General features: G+C 66.0%; 11 protein-coding genes. 6 read left to right on the top strand and 5 right to left on the bottom strand.

The features are described from left to right. Positions 1–32 precede the first annotated feature (32 nt). Together H8A92_RS05220 and H8A92_RS05215 are read left to right on the top strand one after the other, a co-directional pair. Complete coding sequence (locus tag H8A92_RS05220; RefSeq protein WP_229194777.1) at positions 33–497, top strand: TadE/TadG family type IV pilus assembly protein; 465 nt, start codon at positions 33–35, stop codon at positions 495–497. After that, positions 494–871, top strand: a complete 378-nt coding sequence (locus tag H8A92_RS05215; protein WP_229194776.1) for a TadE/TadG family type IV pilus assembly protein — start codon at positions 494–496, stop codon at positions 869–871. The genes H8A92_RS05220 and H8A92_RS05215 overlap by 4 nt, the downstream gene beginning before the upstream one ends. A gap of 104 nt (positions 872–975) precedes the next feature. On the opposite strand, the gene H8A92_RS05210 is transcribed toward H8A92_RS05215, so the two are convergent. Beyond that, positions 976–1,353, bottom strand: a complete 378-nt coding sequence (locus H8A92_RS05210) for a response regulator (RefSeq protein ID WP_229182547.1) — start codon at positions 1,351–1,353, stop codon at positions 976–978. A gap of 37 nt (positions 1,354–1,390) precedes the next feature. After that, the gene (locus tag H8A92_RS05205) at positions 1,391–2,254 is read right to left on the bottom strand and encodes an MJ0042-type zinc finger domain-containing protein (RefSeq protein WP_229194775.1); all 864 of its coding nucleotides are present in this window, start codon (positions 2,252–2,254) and stop codon (positions 1,391–1,393) included. Between the two features lie 171 nt (positions 2,255–2,425). Here H8A92_RS05205 and ftsE point away from each other — a divergent pair, with 171 nt between their 5' ends. The 4 genes from ftsE to H8A92_RS05185 all read left to right on the top strand — a co-directional run bounded on the left by ftsE (position 2,426) and on the right by H8A92_RS05185 (position 5,685). Beyond that, entirely contained in the window at positions 2,426–3,085 is a 660-nt protein-coding gene (gene ftsE / locus H8A92_RS05200; RefSeq protein ID WP_229194774.1) for a cell division ATP-binding protein FtsE, read from the top strand. Further along, positions 3,078–4,049, top strand: a complete 972-nt coding sequence (locus H8A92_RS05195) for a cell division protein FtsX (protein ID WP_229194773.1) — start codon at positions 3,078–3,080, stop codon at positions 4,047–4,049. Before ftsE ends, H8A92_RS05195 begins: the two co-directional genes overlap by 8 nt. 153 nt (positions 4,050–4,202) lie before the next feature. Then, the gene (locus H8A92_RS05190; protein ID WP_163153316.1) at positions 4,203–4,913 is read left to right on the top strand and encodes a YdcF family protein; all 711 of its coding nucleotides are present in this window, start codon (positions 4,203–4,205) and stop codon (positions 4,911–4,913) included. Between the two features lie 13 nt (positions 4,914–4,926). Continuing rightward, on the top strand, positions 4,927–5,685 hold the full coding sequence (locus H8A92_RS05185; protein ID WP_229194772.1) for a lysophospholipid acyltransferase family protein: 759 nt from the start codon (positions 4,927–4,929) through the stop codon (positions 5,683–5,685). A gap of 179 nt (positions 5,686–5,864) precedes the next feature. On the opposite strand, the gene H8A92_RS05180 is transcribed toward H8A92_RS05185, so the two are convergent. From H8A92_RS05180 to H8A92_RS05170, 3 genes are all read right to left on the bottom strand, one after another. Further along, on the bottom strand, positions 5,865–10,508 hold the full coding sequence (locus tag H8A92_RS05180; protein ID WP_229194771.1) for an autotransporter domain-containing protein: 4,644 nt from the start codon (positions 10,506–10,508) through the stop codon (positions 5,865–5,867). 485 nt (positions 10,509–10,993) lie between these two features. Beyond that, entirely contained in the window at positions 10,994–14,278 is a 3,285-nt protein-coding gene (locus H8A92_RS05175; RefSeq protein WP_229194770.1) for an efflux RND transporter permease subunit, read from the bottom strand. 131 nt (positions 14,279–14,409) lie between these two features. Then, a complete protein-coding gene (locus H8A92_RS05170) occupies positions 14,410–16,206 on the bottom strand; it encodes a caspase family protein (protein ID WP_229194769.1) in 1,797 nt (598 codons plus the stop codon). Positions 16,207–16,274: the final 68 nt, after the last annotated feature.

Here is a 16,274-nt window from a genome sequence, read left to right as displayed (position 1 = left end):
TCCAGAGATCCTCACCCAAAAGCCACCGTCGATTGCTTGGTTTCCTGACGCGGCGCCTGCGCGCTGCCGGTCGCGACAGGCGCGGCGTCGCGGCCATCGAATTCGGCATCATGATCCCGTTGCTGTCCCTGATGGTGGTCTCCGTCACCGACATCGGGCTCGCGCTGTTCCGCAAGATGCAGGTCGAAAATGCCGCCCAGGCGGGCGCGCAATACGCGATCGTCCGCGGCTTTGATACGACCGGCGTTTCCAATGCCGTAACGGCCGCCACCAATTCCACGGCCATCACGGCTTCACCCAACCCGATTCAGTTCTGCGGGTGTCCAACGAGTGCGGGAGTGAGCACCGTTAGCTGCGGCGCCGTTTGCCCCAGCGGCGCGCAGGCCGGGACATATGCCATGGTCTCGGCACAGGGGACCTACTACACGCTCATCAATTACCAGATCGTGGCGACTTCATACACCTACAACGCCCAGTCGACTGCGAGGCTGCAGTGACGCTCGCAGCATTACGACAAGACAATCGAGGGACCACCGCGCTCGAATTTGCGCTGACCGCTCCCGTGTTCTTCCTGTTCATATTCGGGATCATCGAATTCGGGCTGCTGTTCTGGACCCAGCTCGGGCTTCAGCACGGGACGGAGATGGCGGCGCGTTGCGCGACCGTCAACAGCACGCTCTGCCCAAACGGCAACGCCATCACGAATTACGCCGCGCAGCAGGCGTTCGGCCTCACGCTCCCGACGCAGACTTTCACCTATGCCGCGTCAGCATGCGGCAATCAGGTCAGCGCGAGTTATGCATTTCAGTTTATGCAGTTTCTCAATGTGTCGCCGATCGTGCTGACGGCTCAGGCATGTTTTCCGAGCTGAGCTCGCAGTCAGTCGCGCCTTGGATTCTTATTTTAGCACGATCTCAGCGCAAACGCTTCGCGTTTGTCGCAGGAAAACCGCTTCGCGCTGTTCCGGATCATGCGCTAGCTCGCCTTCCGCGCCGCCAGCGCGTCCGCCACCGCCGTGCGGATATCGGCCACCGAGAACGGCTTGGTCACCACGTCATGCACGATCGCATTGAGGCCCGAGGCGCGCTCGCGCTGATGCGCGAAGCCGGTCATCAGCAGGATCTTCAGCCCGGGGAAGTCGCGTGCCGCGGTCAGCGCCAGCGCGATGCCGTCCATCACTGGCATCTGGATGTCGGTGAGCAAGAGGTCGAACGCGCCCTCATCGCGCGTCAGCACCTCCAGCGCCTCGGCGCCGTCCTGCGCGGTCACGGTCTCGTGGCCGTCCATGGCGATGGCGCGCGCCACCAGCGAGCGCATCGAGTCTTCGTCGTCGGCGATCAGAACACGCGTCATGGTGATTGGTCGGTTCCTGAAGTGTTGGCCGGCAGCCTCAGGCGCGGCCGCCGGTGAGATCATGCTTGTTGAAGAATCGTACGTCGATATTGCGGCCTTCGGGCGGCGGCGAGGCGAGGCGCGACTTGAAGAAGGCGCGCTCGCCGGGATTCAGCACCGGCTGCTCCAGCACCGCGTTCCAGGCATAGATTTCAGCGCCTTGCGCGTCGCGGACCGAGAAACGCAGCCGCGGCAGTTCGACCGGCTTCCGGGTCTGACCGACGATCATGCCCTCGATCACCAGCACTGGCTTGCCGTCCACGGTCTCGTTGGTGATCTTGAGGTCCTTGAAGGCGAGCCCGCGCAGATTCACGTCGAGCCCGACCATCTTGTAGAACAGCGCCGTCTGCGGCAGCAGGCGCACCACGTCGTTGCGCCAGACGAACAGTGCGACGATCAGCGCCGCCATGGCAGCGCAGGTGGTCGGCAGCGCGCCGATCACCGGCATGAAGGGAATTCGGGGCAAGGAGGGCAGGCGGAACAGCCGGGGAAACCGGGGCAGGCGGGAGCGGCGCCGGGTTCCGGTCGGCTCCTGGCCGTCGGCATGGGCTGCGGCATCCGCGGCGGCCACCGCCGGCCATTCCGCTGCGGCGTCGCTCTCGGGCAAATCGGCCGAAATCGAGGGGCTTTCGACCACCGGGGTCTCGTCAGCCTCCTCGCGGCCCATCGCGTCCCATTCGGCGGCGAGGTCGGAGCCGGCGGACTGATAGGCCAGAGTGGGCGCCACAGCCCCGATCGCGTCCTCCGGCCGGGCCAGCCAGACCTCCCTGCAACGGGAACAGCGGACGGAGCGTCCGGCCTCCCCCAGGGTGGCCGGATTGATGGCGTAGGATGTTGTACAATGCGGGCAAACGATATGCATGGAGCCGAATCTCCACCGTGACTTTGCCCGGATGCTACTTAGCGACCGTTAACGAATCGGAAACCATAACCGCAGCACAACCTTTCTGTGCGGTTCATGGCCGGTCGGCCGGGGTCCGGGACGTCTTTGTGGGGTATTGGGCCACTGGCCCTCTCGAACGGAGCTAGCGCATTGGTTCGGTTCGAAAATGTCGGTCTGCGCTACGGGCTCGGCCCGGAGGTTCTGCGCGACCTCTCGTTCATGATCCCGGCGCATTCGTTCCAGTTCCTCACCGGCCCGTCGGGCGCGGGCAAGACCTCGCTGCTGCGGCTGTTGTTCCTGTCGCTGCGGCCGACCCGCGGGCTGGTCAATCTGTTCGGCAAGGACGTCTCCCTGCTCAACAAGGACCAGGTCGCCGACCTGCGCAAGCGGATCGGCATCGTGCTGCAGGATTTTCGCCTGCTCGACCATATGACGACCTATGAGAACGTCGCGCTGCCGTTCCGCGTGATGGGCCGCGAGGAATCGAGCTATCGCCGCGAGGTGATCGACCTCCTGAAATGGGTCGGCCTCGGCGAGCGGATGGATGCGCTGCCGCCGATCCTGTCGGGCGGCGAGAAGCAGCGCGCGGCGATCGCGCGCGCGGTGATCTCGCGGCCGCAATTGCTGCTGGCGGACGAGCCGACCGGCAGTGTCGATCCGACGCTCGGGCGCCGCCTGCTGCGGCTGTTCATCGAGCTCAACAAATCGGGCACCGCTGTTATCATCGCGACCCACGACATCACGCTGATGGATCAGTACGAGGCGCGGCGGCTGGTGCTGCATCAGGGACGGCTGCACATCTATGAGTAAGAGCGGCGACGAGAAAGTGTCGTTGGTCGATCTCGGGCGCGAACGCCCGCAGGTCCCGGCCACCGCGCGCAACATGTCGCCGATCGTGCCGCGCGCCTCGATCTCCGGCCGCGCGCTGGTCGCGGTCGTCGCGATCATGACCTTCCTCGCCTCGCTGACGACAGGCACCGTTCTGCTGGTCAGCGCGTCGGCGGCCGAATGGCAGTCCGAGGTGTCGAGCGAGGTCACCATCCAGGTGCGCCCTTCGCCCGGCCGCGACCTCGATCGCGATGCGCAGGCGGCCGTGGAGGCGATGCGGGCGCAGCCCGGCATTCTCGAGGTTCGTCCGTTCAGCAAGGAGGAATCCGCCAAGCTGCTGGAGCCGTGGCTCGGCAGCGGGCTCTCGATCGACGAGCTGCCGGTGCCGCGCGTCATCGTGGCGCGGGTGCAGCCCGGCACCACGCTCGATCTCGGCGGCTTGCGCGCGCGGGTGACGCAGGCGGCGCCGACCGCAAGCGTCGACGATCACCGCGCCTGGATCGAGCGCATGCGCTCGATGACCGGCGCCACGGTGTTTGCCGGCATCGGCATCCTGATCCTCGTGATCATCGCCACCATCATCTCGGTGTCGTTCGCGACCCGCGGCGCGATGGCCGCCAACCGCCCGATCGTCGAGGTGCTGCATTTCGTCGGCGCCGGCGACAGCTTCATCGCCAACCGCTTCCTGCGGCATTTCCTGCGGCTCGGCCTCGAAGGCGGGCTGATCGGCGGCGGTGCGGCGATGCTGGCGTTCGGCTTCTCCGAGTCGATCGCCAACTGGTTCTCCGGCACGCCGGTAGGCGACCAGTTCGCGGCCCTGCTCGGCACGTTCTCGCTGCGTCCGTCCGGCTATCTGGTGCTGGCGATGCAGGCGGTGCTGATCGCGGCGATCACCGCATGGGCGTCGCGGCGCACCTTGTTCGCGACGCTCGACGACATCGACTGACGGGCCCGCGAAATCGAAAATCATGGTCGGTGTCGTGATTGCGTTTGGTCGCCCGAGTGTCCTTCCGCGTGCATCCACGCGGCCCGGCAAAACCGGTTTCCACTTTGCCGGATCATGCTCTAAAATCCCCGGGGGGAAGGACGACCGCATCACATGAGTTTGCAGCCCGACGATACGTCGCCGAATGGCCATGCCGCGCGCCCGCGCGGCTGGCTGCGCGCCGTCATCGTCGCGCCGCTGGCGATCGCCTTCGTTGCTGCGGCGGTCGGCTTCATCGGCTTCCTGTCGCAATTGCGCGGCGTCGAGACCGACCCGCCGCACAATGCCGATGGCATCGTGGTGCTGACCGGCGGCTCGTCGCGGGTGTCGGATGCGATGGAACTGCTGGCCGCGGGCTACGGCAAGCGTCTCCTGATCTCGGGCGTGCATCCGACCAACGATGCCGGCGACATCTCGCGCTCGGTGCCGGACAGCCGGGGGCTGATGAGCTGCTGCGTCGATCTCGACCGCTCGGCGGTGAACACCCGCAGCAATGCGGCGGAGACGCGGCGCTGGGCGCGCGAGCGCGGCTTCAAATCGCTGATCGTGGTGACCTCGAACTACCACATGCCGCGGGCGATCGTGGAACTGTCACACGCGATGCCTGATGTCACGCTGATCCCGTTCGCGGTGGTCGGCGACAAATGGCGCGACGAGCCCTGGTGGACGAGTGGCGCCGCGTTCCGTCTCTTGCTATCGGAATACGCCAAATATGTCGCGGCGGAGATGCGGGTGCGGTTGGCCGATATCGGCCTCGACCTGACCTCGGATCTTGCCGAGCCGGCAGCGGCGCCACGCCGCCCGGCAACGGCACAGGCGAACTAGTACTGGGACTGAGATGATCTTCCTGCGCTCGCTGATCTTCAACGTGCTGTTCTATCTCGTGCTGGTGCTGCTCTGCGTCATCGCGCTGCCGGCATTGCTGCTGCCGCGCGGCGCGCTGATGGCAATCGAAGCCGCGTGGGCCAACATCAGCCTGTTCCTGATGCGCGTGATCTGCAACATCAGGATCGAGTTCCGCGGCGTCGAGAAGATCCCGGCGGGACCATTGGTCGTTGCCTCGAAGCATCAATCGTTCTGGGAGACGTTTGCGCTGGTGCGCTTCTTCGAGCACCCGCTGTTCATTCTCAAGCGCGAGCTGATGATGATCCCGGTGTTCGGCTGGTACCTGAAGAAGGTCGGCATGATCTCGGTGGAGCGTGGCGGCGGACCGCGTTCGCTGATCAAGACGCTGAAGGCGGCGGCGGCCGAGGTCAAGCTCGGCCGGCAGCTCGTGATTTTCCCCGAAGGCACCCGCACCGCGCCCGGTGCCGCGCCGAACTACAAGGCCGGCGTCGCCCAGATCTATGCCGAGAGCGGCGTGCCGTGTCTGCCGATCGCGCTCAATTCCGGGCTGTTCTGGCCGCGCCGCACCTTCATGCGCTATCCCGGCACGCTGGTGGTCGAATTCCTCGATCCGCTGCCGCCGGGCCTGCCGCGCGACGAGTTCATGACCCGCCTGCGCGACCAGATCGAAACCGCCACCACCCGCATCGTCGACGCCGGCCGCGCCGAGCAGGCGAAATTGTTCGGCGGCGTGCCGGGGGCGAAGGGATAGGGCGGCAAGCTACCGCATCACGAACGGATTCGCCGGCACGTCCGTCGCGGTCGAGATCCAGACGCTCTTGATCTCCTGATGCCGCCGAACGGCATCATGTAGCTGAACCACAGCGTCCCGGCGCGCAGCTGCGTCGGCAACCGGATGGAAGGCCGCTTCGCAGTTTTCCGGATCATGCTTTAGAACTTCAAAATGAGCCCCGTGCGGAACGACTGGTCGATCAAAGCCCCGGAGAGCTGGCTGCTGTAGGACAGGTTGATCGTCGCCTCTGCCGACACGCGGGCATCCAGTCCGGCCTCGATCACGGCGGTATCGCGGGCAAGCGGCGTGCCGGCGATGGGGAAAGCAGCGCCACTTTCGAAGCTCACCATCGTGAGGGGCGTGACGGCGCCGAACGCATGCCGCCATCCGGCCGTCGCGCGGGCGGTCGTGAAGACGCCGGCGAGGTCGAAGCCGGTCGCGGCATGCGCGCCGAGCGTGGTGATAGTCGCCTCCGTCGCAGGATTATAGCCCGTGAGCGCCGCAGCGCCCCCGTTCTCGCGGAAGGCATTGCTCGCCACATTGACATAGGCGGCGCCCGCGAAAGGCTCCAGATCAAAGCGGCCGGCACGCAGGCGATAGCCGAGCTCGCCGAACACCTGCGTGGTCCAGGTGCCGTATGAGGAGCTCAGCCGGTCGGCAAAATTGGGAAGCACGATGGTGCGGCTCGCAGCAAGGTCCTGCCAGCTGCTTGCGACGCCAGCGCGCAGCGCAAGCGCATTCCATTCCGTGCCGGCATAGAGACCGACATGCGCGTTGTCGCTCGTGCCCGAGGCTCCGAGCCGCGTCACGTCGAGCCGCGTCTGGCTGTAGCCGCCGACGAAGCCGAGCCGCCAATCGCTGCCGCTGATACGGGCGTCGGCGCCGGCCAGCACACCGCTGGTAGTGCGGCTGATGCGCGAGGCATTGCCGTCACCGGCCAGATAGCCCCACGCGCCGAGCGCCTGGCCCCACACCACGACGTCATCGTTGGGCGTGATTGCCGGCTGCCTGCTGTCGGCTGCCGCGTAGGCCATTATCGGCAGCGACGGTGCGCCGGCGGTGGCGAAGGCGTCGCGCAGGCGGTCCATCATCGCGTCGCGTACGATGTGGCTGTCCTGCAGCAGCACGGCGCGGTTCGAGGCATGGATCTCGCCGGAAAGCTGGTCGAATGCACGGCGCGCGGTGCCCTCGTCCATCTGGAGCACGGCGCTCCACAGCGGACCGCCGGTGCCGACGAGGCGGTCGATCGCTGCGCCCGTGGTGCGCTGGTTCGGTGTCGTGCCGACGGCGGCGAAATCCGTGCTGTTGCGGGTCAGCGTCAGGGTCACGCTGTGCGGGTCGTAGGTGAGGCTTGGCGTCAGGAAGGCGAAGTTGGAGCTGACGTCCGCGAAGGTGCCGGAGAGCCCGCCGGCCGCGGTGAGGATGGTGTAGCTGGTTCGCGGCCCGTAGTTGCCGCTTCCGGCAAGGACGTTGACCTTGGCGCCCGACAAGCTCGCCAGTCCGCTCGCCACGATGCGGTCGCCTTGTCCGCCGGCGTCGACTTGCGCCTCATAGATCGCGCCGGGCGCGAACGCGAGATTGCCGGCGACGTTGAGCGTGCCGATCGAGTTTCCCGGCGCGATGGTGGCGCTGGCGGCGAGCGTCACTGGTCCGACCGTGCCGCTGCCTTGCAGGCGCGCTCCGGAGTCCACTGCGAGCGTGCCGCCGAGCACGCCGTTGACCGCAAGCGTGCCGGCGGAAACCATCGTCGCGCCGCTGAACGAACTGCCGTCGCCGCCGAAGGTCAGCCGGCCACCGCCGCTCTTGGTGAAGGGCCCGCTGCCGCCGATCGCGCCGTCAAAGCCGACCTCCGTACCGTCGGCAGTATTGATGGTGCCGGCGCCGGCGAAAGCCAGATTGCGAGCCGCCTTGAAGCTGCTCTGCGTGCTCAGCGTGCCGCCGTCGAAGTTGATACCGCTTCCGCCGGCGCCAAGATTATTGTCGGCGGAGACCTGCAGCACGCCACCGCGGATCGTCGTGCCGCCCTGATAGCTGTTGGCGCCCGCCAGCACCAGCATGCCCGCCCCGGACTTGGTCAGGGCGCCGGTTCCGCTGATCGCCTGGTTCACTGTAAACGTGTTCGCCGCGTCCGCGATATCGAACCCGCCACCACCTGCTGCGAGCGTGATCTCGCGGGAGGTCGCCGTAAACGACGTGCCGGCGACCTGCAACGTTCCGCCGGTGAATGTGAGCCCGCCTCCGGCAAGACCCAGATTGGAATCCGACGAGACCGACAGGGTGCCGCCGCTGAGAATCGTGCCGCCGCTGTAGCTGTTGTTGCCGGTGAGCACCAGGGTGCCGCCGCCGGCCTTGCTCAGCACGGTGCCGCTGCCATCGGCGATCGTCGATGCGATCGCGGCGGAGATGTTGCTGTCGACATTGAAGACGCCGGCATTGCCGCTGGCCGGGGCGATCGCAAGCGTCCCGCCGCTCAGCGTGTAGCCGTTGGTCGAGAACTGCAGCGTATCGAAGCGCTGTGTGCCGACGACCGTCACCACGCCGCCGGCGGCACCGGCGAAGACGCCGACCGATCCGCTCCACGGGCCGTTGATCGCCGCCCGTCCGGGTTGGCCTGTCCAGTTGGTGCCGGCCGCGCTCCAGGTTCCCACACCGCCGTCGACTGTGCCATTGCCGATAGCGTCGGCGCCATCCCAGAACTGCAGGTTCTGTCCGCTCCCGAGCACCGAGAGGTTGACCTGACCGGGAATCGTGGTCTCCACCTGCGCATTGGCGATGGTGAAGCCGGGGGTGGTCGAGGTCAGGATCTTGGCCGCGAAATCGCCGGACAGGGCGCCGCCGTAGCTGAACAAACGATAGAAGCCGGCCGCGGCGACCCGCGCATCGAGGGTGCCGCCGAGCGTGAGATTGTTGCTGACGGTGACGAGGTCATTGCCGCTCCCCGGATTGCTGCCGCCGACTACCCCCGGTGTGTTCAGCTCGAAGACCGAGGTAGCTCCCGGATTGAGAGCGAGATTGCCGGCCACCGACAGCGTCCCCGGCGAATTGCCCGCCGAAAGTGTTCCGTTCACCACGGTGGAGGATACCGTGCCGGAGCCGCCAAGCAGTGCCCCCGCCGCAACGGTTACTCCGGAAGAGGTGGCGATCGAACCGTTCACATAGAGCGAGCCCGCGCTCACTGTGGTGGCGCCGGTATAGGTGTTGAAGCCGGACAGCGTCAGTGCGCCGGTGCCGACCTTGGTCAGCGCGCCATCGCCGTCGAGATGGCCGGCGAACAGGCTGTTGCCATTGCTGGTCCCTGTGGTCAGCAGGCCGCCCGAGTTCAACTGCGCGTAGGATCCGCCGCCGCCGGCCAGGGAGCCGATGGTCTGGTTGGCGTTCAGAATCAGGCCTGACCCGGCATCATGCAGCGTGATCCCCACAGCGCTCGACAGCGCATTGACTGTGCCGACTGTGAAGGCGCTGCTGTTGTAGACGTCGATCGCGGGAGTGTTGAGCAGGGTGCCGTTGCTGGTGACGCGCAGAACGCCCCCTTCGACCACGGTCGAGCCGGAATAGCTGTTGGTCCCGTAGAGATCCTGGTAGCTGGTCCCCGTCTTCACCAGGCCGCCGCTGCCGGTGATGTTGCCGAAATAACCGGTGTTCTGGTTGGCGCCCCCGACCGTTAGCGTCGCGGAGCCCAGCGCAACGGTGCTGCCGGGATTGCCGTTGATGCCCCCGACACTCTGGTCGAAATTGTTGAGATCGTAGGTGCCACCCCACACGATGAGCGTGCGCGTACCGGGCACGGCGTTGGACGTGCCCATCACCAGCGCGCCGGCGTTCACAATGGTATCGCCGCCGTAGGTATTGGTGCCGCTCAGGGTCAGGGCGCCGGTGCCATTCTTTGTCAGGCCGCCGGGACCGGATATCACGCCGGAAAATGTGGTGCTGGTGTTGTCGCTGCCGGCGGCCAGCGTCTGCCCCGAGGCGATCACCACGTTGCCCGCGCCGGAAAGTGAGCCGACGGTTTCGCTGCTGTTGAGATTGTACGTTCCGTCGACGGTGAGGGAGGCGGTTGCCAGCATCGTTGCGCCGCCCGAGGTCGTCAGTGTCGCACCGCTATCAACCTGATAGGCTTGGATGTTGCTCCCTGTCCCGGACCAGGTGGTGTTTCCCCGGAATTCGAGCTGGCTCGCGCCCACGATGCTGCCGGAATAATTGCCGCCGTTCACGGTGATGCGGGTATCGAGGCTGCCGACGGTGCCGCCACCCTGCAGGTTGCGGATCGAGGCTGCATTGGTATCGAAGTCGAGCGTGGCGTTCGCGGCCACCGTGGTGCTCGCCAACGTGCCGAGCACGCTGGCGAACTGCCAGGATCCGGCCCTGATATAGCCGCCGTCAATGTACAGCACGGGCGGGTGGCTGACTGCGGTGCCGAAGACGGAATTGACGACAATCGTGCCTTGCTCGCTCGTGGAGCCGAGGTGCAGCACCGCGTTCTGGCCCAGCCGGCCAAGATCGACGGTCACGGCGCCGCCAGTCTGGGCCGAGAGCGTGCCGGTCTGGCCGTCGTCGACGTTGATGGCGCCTGAAATACTCGGGAGCGAGGCCGCCGCGCTCAGCTGTCCTCCCTGCAGGTAGATCGGTGCAGGAAACTGGCTGGGGCTGGAGATCACCTGATAGTTGATGATGTAGGTCTGCGCGTAGCCGGCGCTGGTATCGATGATGAGCCAGGTGGCGCTCGCCAGCAGCGTAGCGCGCCACGAAGGGACACATCCTTGCCGAGGAAAACGAAACTTGCGGGACGTTGATGGGCCCGTCATTGGCATTCGCGCCATGTTGTCAAACCACGTCTTCTGAAGGTCCGCGATCGCGACGATCGCGCTTCGAACCGTAACACTTGTTACTTGAGCTCGATCCGGTAAGCAACGTATCGCCGAATGCATGCAATCACCGGGCGAGGTCGTACCACGATCAAACAAGCGATTTCAGCCGGGGAACCCGCGCAGATCTGTTACTGCGCGAAGTGACGGAGCTGCCGTCACCTTCGGTGCGTCAATGCGACACACCGCCAGTTCTTGCTGAGAGGTGTGAAGCGGTTTCGCTCGCGGGAATGCCGAATGTGATTCAAACAAGAATCCAAAGCGCGATGATGTGCTGACCTGGTCTCACTATACCTTAGGGCATGCCCCTATCATGCGGAGACTTCCTGCGGCCCATGCCCGAGCGATGCGCCGTGAGAGCTGACCCGTTTGTCGAGCCTGGTCATCCCCCTCACACGTTGCGAATTCGTGAGTGCGCCGCCTGGTCACGACGCGCCTGATGCTGCGCGGCGTGCGGCGCGCCGCCGCTGGGTCCAGAGTCTGGCGCGGTCGAGATAGAGATAGACCACCGGCGTGGTGTAGAGCGTCAGGATCTGGCTCAGGATCAGTCCGCCGAAGATCGCGATGCCGAGCGGCTGGCGCAGCTCGCTGCCTTCGCCGAGGCCGATCATCAGCGGCACCGCGCCGAACAACGCGGCGAGCGTCGTCATCATGATCGGGCGGAAGCGCATCAGGCAGGCTTCGTAGATCGCATCGCGCGACGACAGCCCGCGCTGGCGTTCGGCATCGAGCGCGAAGTCGATCATCATGATCGCGTTCTTCTTGACGATGCCGACCAGCAGGATCACCCCGATCATGCCGATGATGTCGAAATCGGTGTGCGACAGCATCAGCGCGGCCACCGCGCCGACGCCGGCCGAGGGCAAAGTGGACAGGATCGTCAGCGGGTGGATGTAGCTCTCGTAGAGCATGCCGAGCGAGATGTAGATCGTCGCCAGCGCAGCCAGGATCAGGAACAGCTCGTTGGCCAGCGCCTGCTGGAAGACCTTTGCGGAGCCCGCGAAGCCGCCGGAAATGCCTGCCGGCATGCCGAGCGCGTGCATCGCATTCTCGATCGTGGTGGTCGCCGTGCTCAGCGAGACGCCCGGCGGCAGATTGAACGAGATGGTGCTGGCGACCAAGAGGTCCTGATGGTTGACGGAAAGCGGCGTCTCGCCGTGCTCGAAGCGGGCGACGCTGGACAGCGGGATCATCGTCTCGGCGCTGGTCGAGACCGCGGTTCCGGTCGAGGCCACGCCCTTGCCGGTGGCGCCGATCGAGTTGGTCGCCTGGTTGCGCACCACATTGGCGGCGACCGAGCTGATCGAGCTCTTCTGCGACGACGAGGCCACCGTTCCGGCCACCGCATTGGTGCTCTGGGTACCGCTCGCCGAGCCGCCCGAGGTCGAGATGTAGACCTCCTTCAGGGTCTGCGGGTCCTGCGAGAAGCGCGGCGCGACCTCCATGATCACGTGATACTGGTTGCGTGCGACGAAGATGGTCGAGACCTGGCGCTGCCCGAAGGCGTCATAGAGCGTGTTGTCGAGCTGGCTGACGGTGATGCCGAGCCGGGAGGCGGCGTCGCGATCGATCACCAGATTGGCCTGCAGCGCCTTGTTCTGCTGGTCGGTGTTGACGTCGGCGAGGGTCGGCTCCTTCTGCAGCGCCGCGACGAGCTTCGGCGTCCACTCGTTGAGCTCCTCGAAGGTCGAGCCCTTCAGCGTGTATTGATACGCGGCATTGCCCGAACGTCCGCCGGCGCCGAGATCGCCGATCGATTGCAGGAACAGCGTGGCGCCCGCCACCGTCCCGAGCTTGTCGCGCAGCCGCTCGATCACCTTGTCGGCGCGCAGCTTGCGTTCGTCCATCGGTTTCAGCGAGGCGAACACGGTGCCGGTGTTGGTGCCGCCGGGTCCGACGCCGCCGCCGCCGGTGAAGCCGACCGCGGTATCGACCGCCGGATCCGCCTTCACGATGTCGATGAACTGCGTCAGCTTCTGCTGCATCAGCTGGAACGAGGTGCTCTGGTCGGCCTGGATCGAGCCGACCAGGAGCCCGGTATCTTGTTGCGGCACGAAGCCCTTGGGCACGACGGTGTAGAGATGGACGTTCAGATAGAGCGTGCAGCCCAGGATCAGCATCACCAGCAGCGGATGGCGCAGCGCGAGGCCGAGCGTCGCGCGGTAGCCGCTCAGCATCAGCTCGAAGACGCGTTCGTTGATCCGGTAGATCCGGCCGTGCGGCTGGCCTTCCTCCTTGCGCAGCAGCACGGAGCACATCATCGGCGTCGTGGTCAGCGAGACCACCAGCGAGATCACGATCGCGATCGTGATCGTCATCGCGAATTCGCGGAACAGGCGGCCGACCAGCCCGCCCATCAACAGGATCGGCACGAACACCGCGACCAGCGATACGCTCATCGACAGCACGGTGAAGCCGACCTCGCGGGTGCCGAGCAGCGTGGCCTCCATACGCGACAACCCGGCATCCATGTGGCGGGTGATGTTTTCCAGCACCACGATGGCGTCGTCGACCACGAAGCCGGTCGCCACCGTCAGCGCCATCAGCGAGAAGATGTCGAGCGTGTAGCCGAGCAGGTACATCACGGCGAAGGTCGCGATCAGCGATACGCCGACCGCCACCACAGGCACCAGCGTCGCCCGCGCATTGCGCAGGAACGCGAACACCACCAGGATCACGAGCGCGACTGCGATCAGGAGCGTGATTTCGACGTCGTGCAGTGAAGCCCGGATCGTCTTCGAGCGGTCCATCGCCAGCGTGATGTCCATCGCCGGCGAGACCGAGGCCCGGAGCTGCGGCATCAGCCCCTTCACATTGTCGACCATCTTGATGATGTTGGCGCCCGGCTGCCGGTACACGATCATCACGACGGCCGGCTTGCCGTTGGAAAGGCCGAGCGTACGCACGTTCTCCACGGAGTCGATGACGTCGCCGACATCGGTCAGCCGCACCGCCGCGCCGTTGCGATAGGCAACGACCAGCGGCTTGTAGTCGGCCGCCTTCCGGGCCTGGTCGTTGGCGTAGATCTGGTAGCGCTGGTGGCCGACGTCGATGCCGCCCTTCGGGCTGTGCGCATTGGCGCTCGAGAGCGCGGCGCGGACGTCCTCGAGCCCGATGCCGTATTTGTAGAGCGCCGGCGGGATCAGCTCGACGCGCACCGCGGGCAGCGAGCCGCCGCCGACCGAGACTTCGCCGACGCCCTCGACCTGCGACAGCTTCTGCGCCAGCACGGTCGAGGCGGCGTCATACAGCTCGGCCGGCGTCAGCGTGTCGGAGGTCAGGGTGTAGATCAGGATCGGCGCCGAGGCCGGGTTGAACTTGCGGTAGGTCGGATTGGCGCGCAGGTTGGTCGGCAGATCGGCCCGCGCCGCATTGATCGCAGCCTGCACGTCGCGCGCGGCGCCGTTGATGTCGCGATCGATGTCGAATTGCAGCGTGATGCGCGCGGAGCCGAGCGATGACACCGAGGTCATTTCAGTGACGCTGGCGATCTGGCCGAGGTGACGTTCCAGGGGGCTCGCCACGGTGGAGGCGACGTCGGCGGGGCTGGCGCCGGGCAGGGTCGCCTGCACCATGATGGTCGGGATGTCGACGTCGGGCAGCGGCGACACCGGCAGCTTGAAGAACGCAATGATGCCCGCCACCACCAGTCCAAGCGACAGCAGCGTGGTGCCGACCGGTCGGCGGATAAAGGGCGCGGAGAGGTTCATTGCATCAGCAAGCGATGTTTGCGGATCAGCTTCTATCCGTCCGCGCCGCGATGCAAAAGCCTAAATGTCACAGGGCGCTGCCATACGGAAGCCGCGATGTGTCCGGCCGCAACAAAGGCCACGGCCGCGGACTACTTTGCCGCGTTCGCGCTCGCGCCGACGAAGTAGAAATCCTCGCTTCCCGGCACCGAGCCGTAGCTGAACGGCTGTTGCCGGCGATCCGTCGCGGCCATGACGTCATCGCGCACGAGGTCGAACAGCTTGCGGATCTCGATCCGCGGCGTCTGCATGCGCTTGATCAGGGCCGTCACGAACGGGCTGTGGCCGCCGTCGCCGTCGAGCGCGACCTGGCCGTGCTTGGCGGCGTAGACCACCAGCGTGCCGCTGTCGGGTTCGATCTGCGCCAATCCCCTGCCGATGGAACGTGAGGCAACGGTCCGCTTGATCTGGTTGGCGAACGGGTTGTCGCGGCAGGCATCGAGAATGACGAGATGCAGCTTGCGCGCGCCTTCGGTGGCGCCCATCACCTGGGTCAGTGCGACGGCCTCGTACGGCACGTCGCGGTCGGTCGCGAGCTTGGCGTCGACGGGGACCAGATAGTTCTCGCCCGCCATCTCCATGCCGTGCCCGGCATAATAGATCACCGCCCAGTCGGCGCCGTCGGCGGCGTTGGCGAATGACTTCAGGGCCTCGACCAGGCTATCCCGCGTGGCGTCGTTGACCAGCCGCACATCCTGAAAGCCTGTGGCGCGCAGCGTCTCGGCGATCGCCGCTGCGTCCTGGACGGGGTTCGGCAGCGCCGGCACGGAGCGGTATTTCGAATTGCCCACCACAAGCGCGACGCGCCGTTCGGTCGTTGCCGCCTTTGGGCCCGCGCCGACCGGCGCGATCGGAACGGCCGCGGCGAGGGCGGGGGCCGGCTTGGCCGCGCCGTGATCCGCGACGACGCTCTTGTCCGTGCCGGCAATTCTATCGAGCCGTTGCAGGCCTTCCCTGGCGACGCGCTGCCCCTGCGTGCGGTCGAGCTGATCGAGGCCGACGACGTCGAGCGCATGGCGGAAGTCGGCGCGCGCACCCTCGATATCGCCCTTCTTCTCGTCGGCGAGGCCGCGGCGGGCGTAGTTCAACGCGCCCTGGGCATTGAGTTGCGTGGCGTGGTCGTAGTCGCGCACGGCTTGATCGAGCTCGCCCTTGCTGGCCAGCGTTAGGCCGCGCAGCGAGTAGAACTCGGGCTGCCCATCCTGGATCGCGATCGCGCGACCGACGTCCCGCGCGGCACTGTCGATGTCGCCGGCGCTGATCTCGATCACGGCCCGGCAATAATAGGGGCCGCCGGCGCGCGGCGCGAGCTTGAGCGCATCCTGGCAATGCAGCGCCGCGAGCCGATCCTTGCCGCTGAAATCATAGACCAGCGCGCGATTGACATAGGCGTACCAGGAATTGGGATCGAGCTCGATGGATTTGCCGTAATCGGCCAGCGCGCGATCATAGTCTCCGGTGGCAACGAACAGCTCGGCGCGATTGTTGAACCAGCCGGCGCTGAACGGACCGGCAGGCTTGAGCTGGATGGCTCGATCGAAGTCGCTCAGCGCGCGGTCGTAGTCCTGGTTTTGCAGATAGACCTTGGCACGCTGGCCGTAGGAGGGCGCGAACGCCGGATTGATCGCGATCGATTGATCGTAGTCAGCCTTGGCCTTTTCCAGATCGCCTTTGTTATGCCAGGCGAGCGCCCGGTTGTAATAGGTGATCGAAAGGTCGCGTCCCCTGGGATTGAGCGCGATCAGGCGGGTGCAGGCGGGGATCACCAGGTCAGGCTGCGAATTCTTGGCGTCGCAAACCGCGCCATCCTCTCTCAGACCGGCATAAGATGGAGCGTTCAGCAGCAACAGCAGGCCGATTGCGGCGAGCTTGAACAATGAAGGGCGCATTCCGGTCATTCCATTCCAGCGACCGGAAATTGAGACCACAATGTTGTTCGCGCCGTGGCAAAGATTCG

It is taken from the genome of Bradyrhizobium acaciae (assembly GCF_020889785.1).
GTDB classification, from domain to species: domain Bacteria; phylum Pseudomonadota; class Alphaproteobacteria; order Rhizobiales; family Xanthobacteraceae; genus Bradyrhizobium; species Bradyrhizobium acaciae.
The sequence above is the reverse complement of the archived record's forward strand: the minus strand, read 5'-3'. Positions and strand labels throughout refer to the sequence as shown.

Coding starts and splice junctions, on each gene's coding strand:
- H8A92_RS05205 (WP_229194775.1), bottom strand. CDS start 2,254: ATGCATATCGTTTGCCCGCATTGTACAACATCCTACGCCATCAATCCG.
- H8A92_RS05210 (WP_229182547.1), bottom strand. CDS start 1,353: ATGACGCGTGTTCTGATCGCCGACGACGAAGACTCGATGCGCTCGCTG.
- H8A92_RS05180 (WP_229194771.1), bottom strand. CDS start 10,508: ATGACGGGCCCATCAACGTCCCGCAAGTTTCGTTTTCCTCGGCAAGGA.
- H8A92_RS05175 (WP_229194770.1), bottom strand. CDS start 14,278: ATGAACCTCTCCGCGCCCTTTATCCGCCGACCGGTCGGCACCACGCTG.
- H8A92_RS05195 (WP_229194773.1), top strand. CDS start 3,078: ATGAGTAAGAGCGGCGACGAGAAAGTGTCGTTGGTCGATCTCGGGCGC.
- H8A92_RS05170 (WP_229194769.1), bottom strand. CDS start 16,206: ATGCGCCCTTCATTGTTCAAGCTCGCCGCAATCGGCCTGCTGTTGCTG.
- H8A92_RS05185 (WP_229194772.1), top strand. CDS start 4,927: ATGATCTTCCTGCGCTCGCTGATCTTCAACGTGCTGTTCTATCTCGTG.
- H8A92_RS05190 (WP_163153316.1), top strand. CDS start 4,203: ATGAGTTTGCAGCCCGACGATACGTCGCCGAATGGCCATGCCGCGCGC.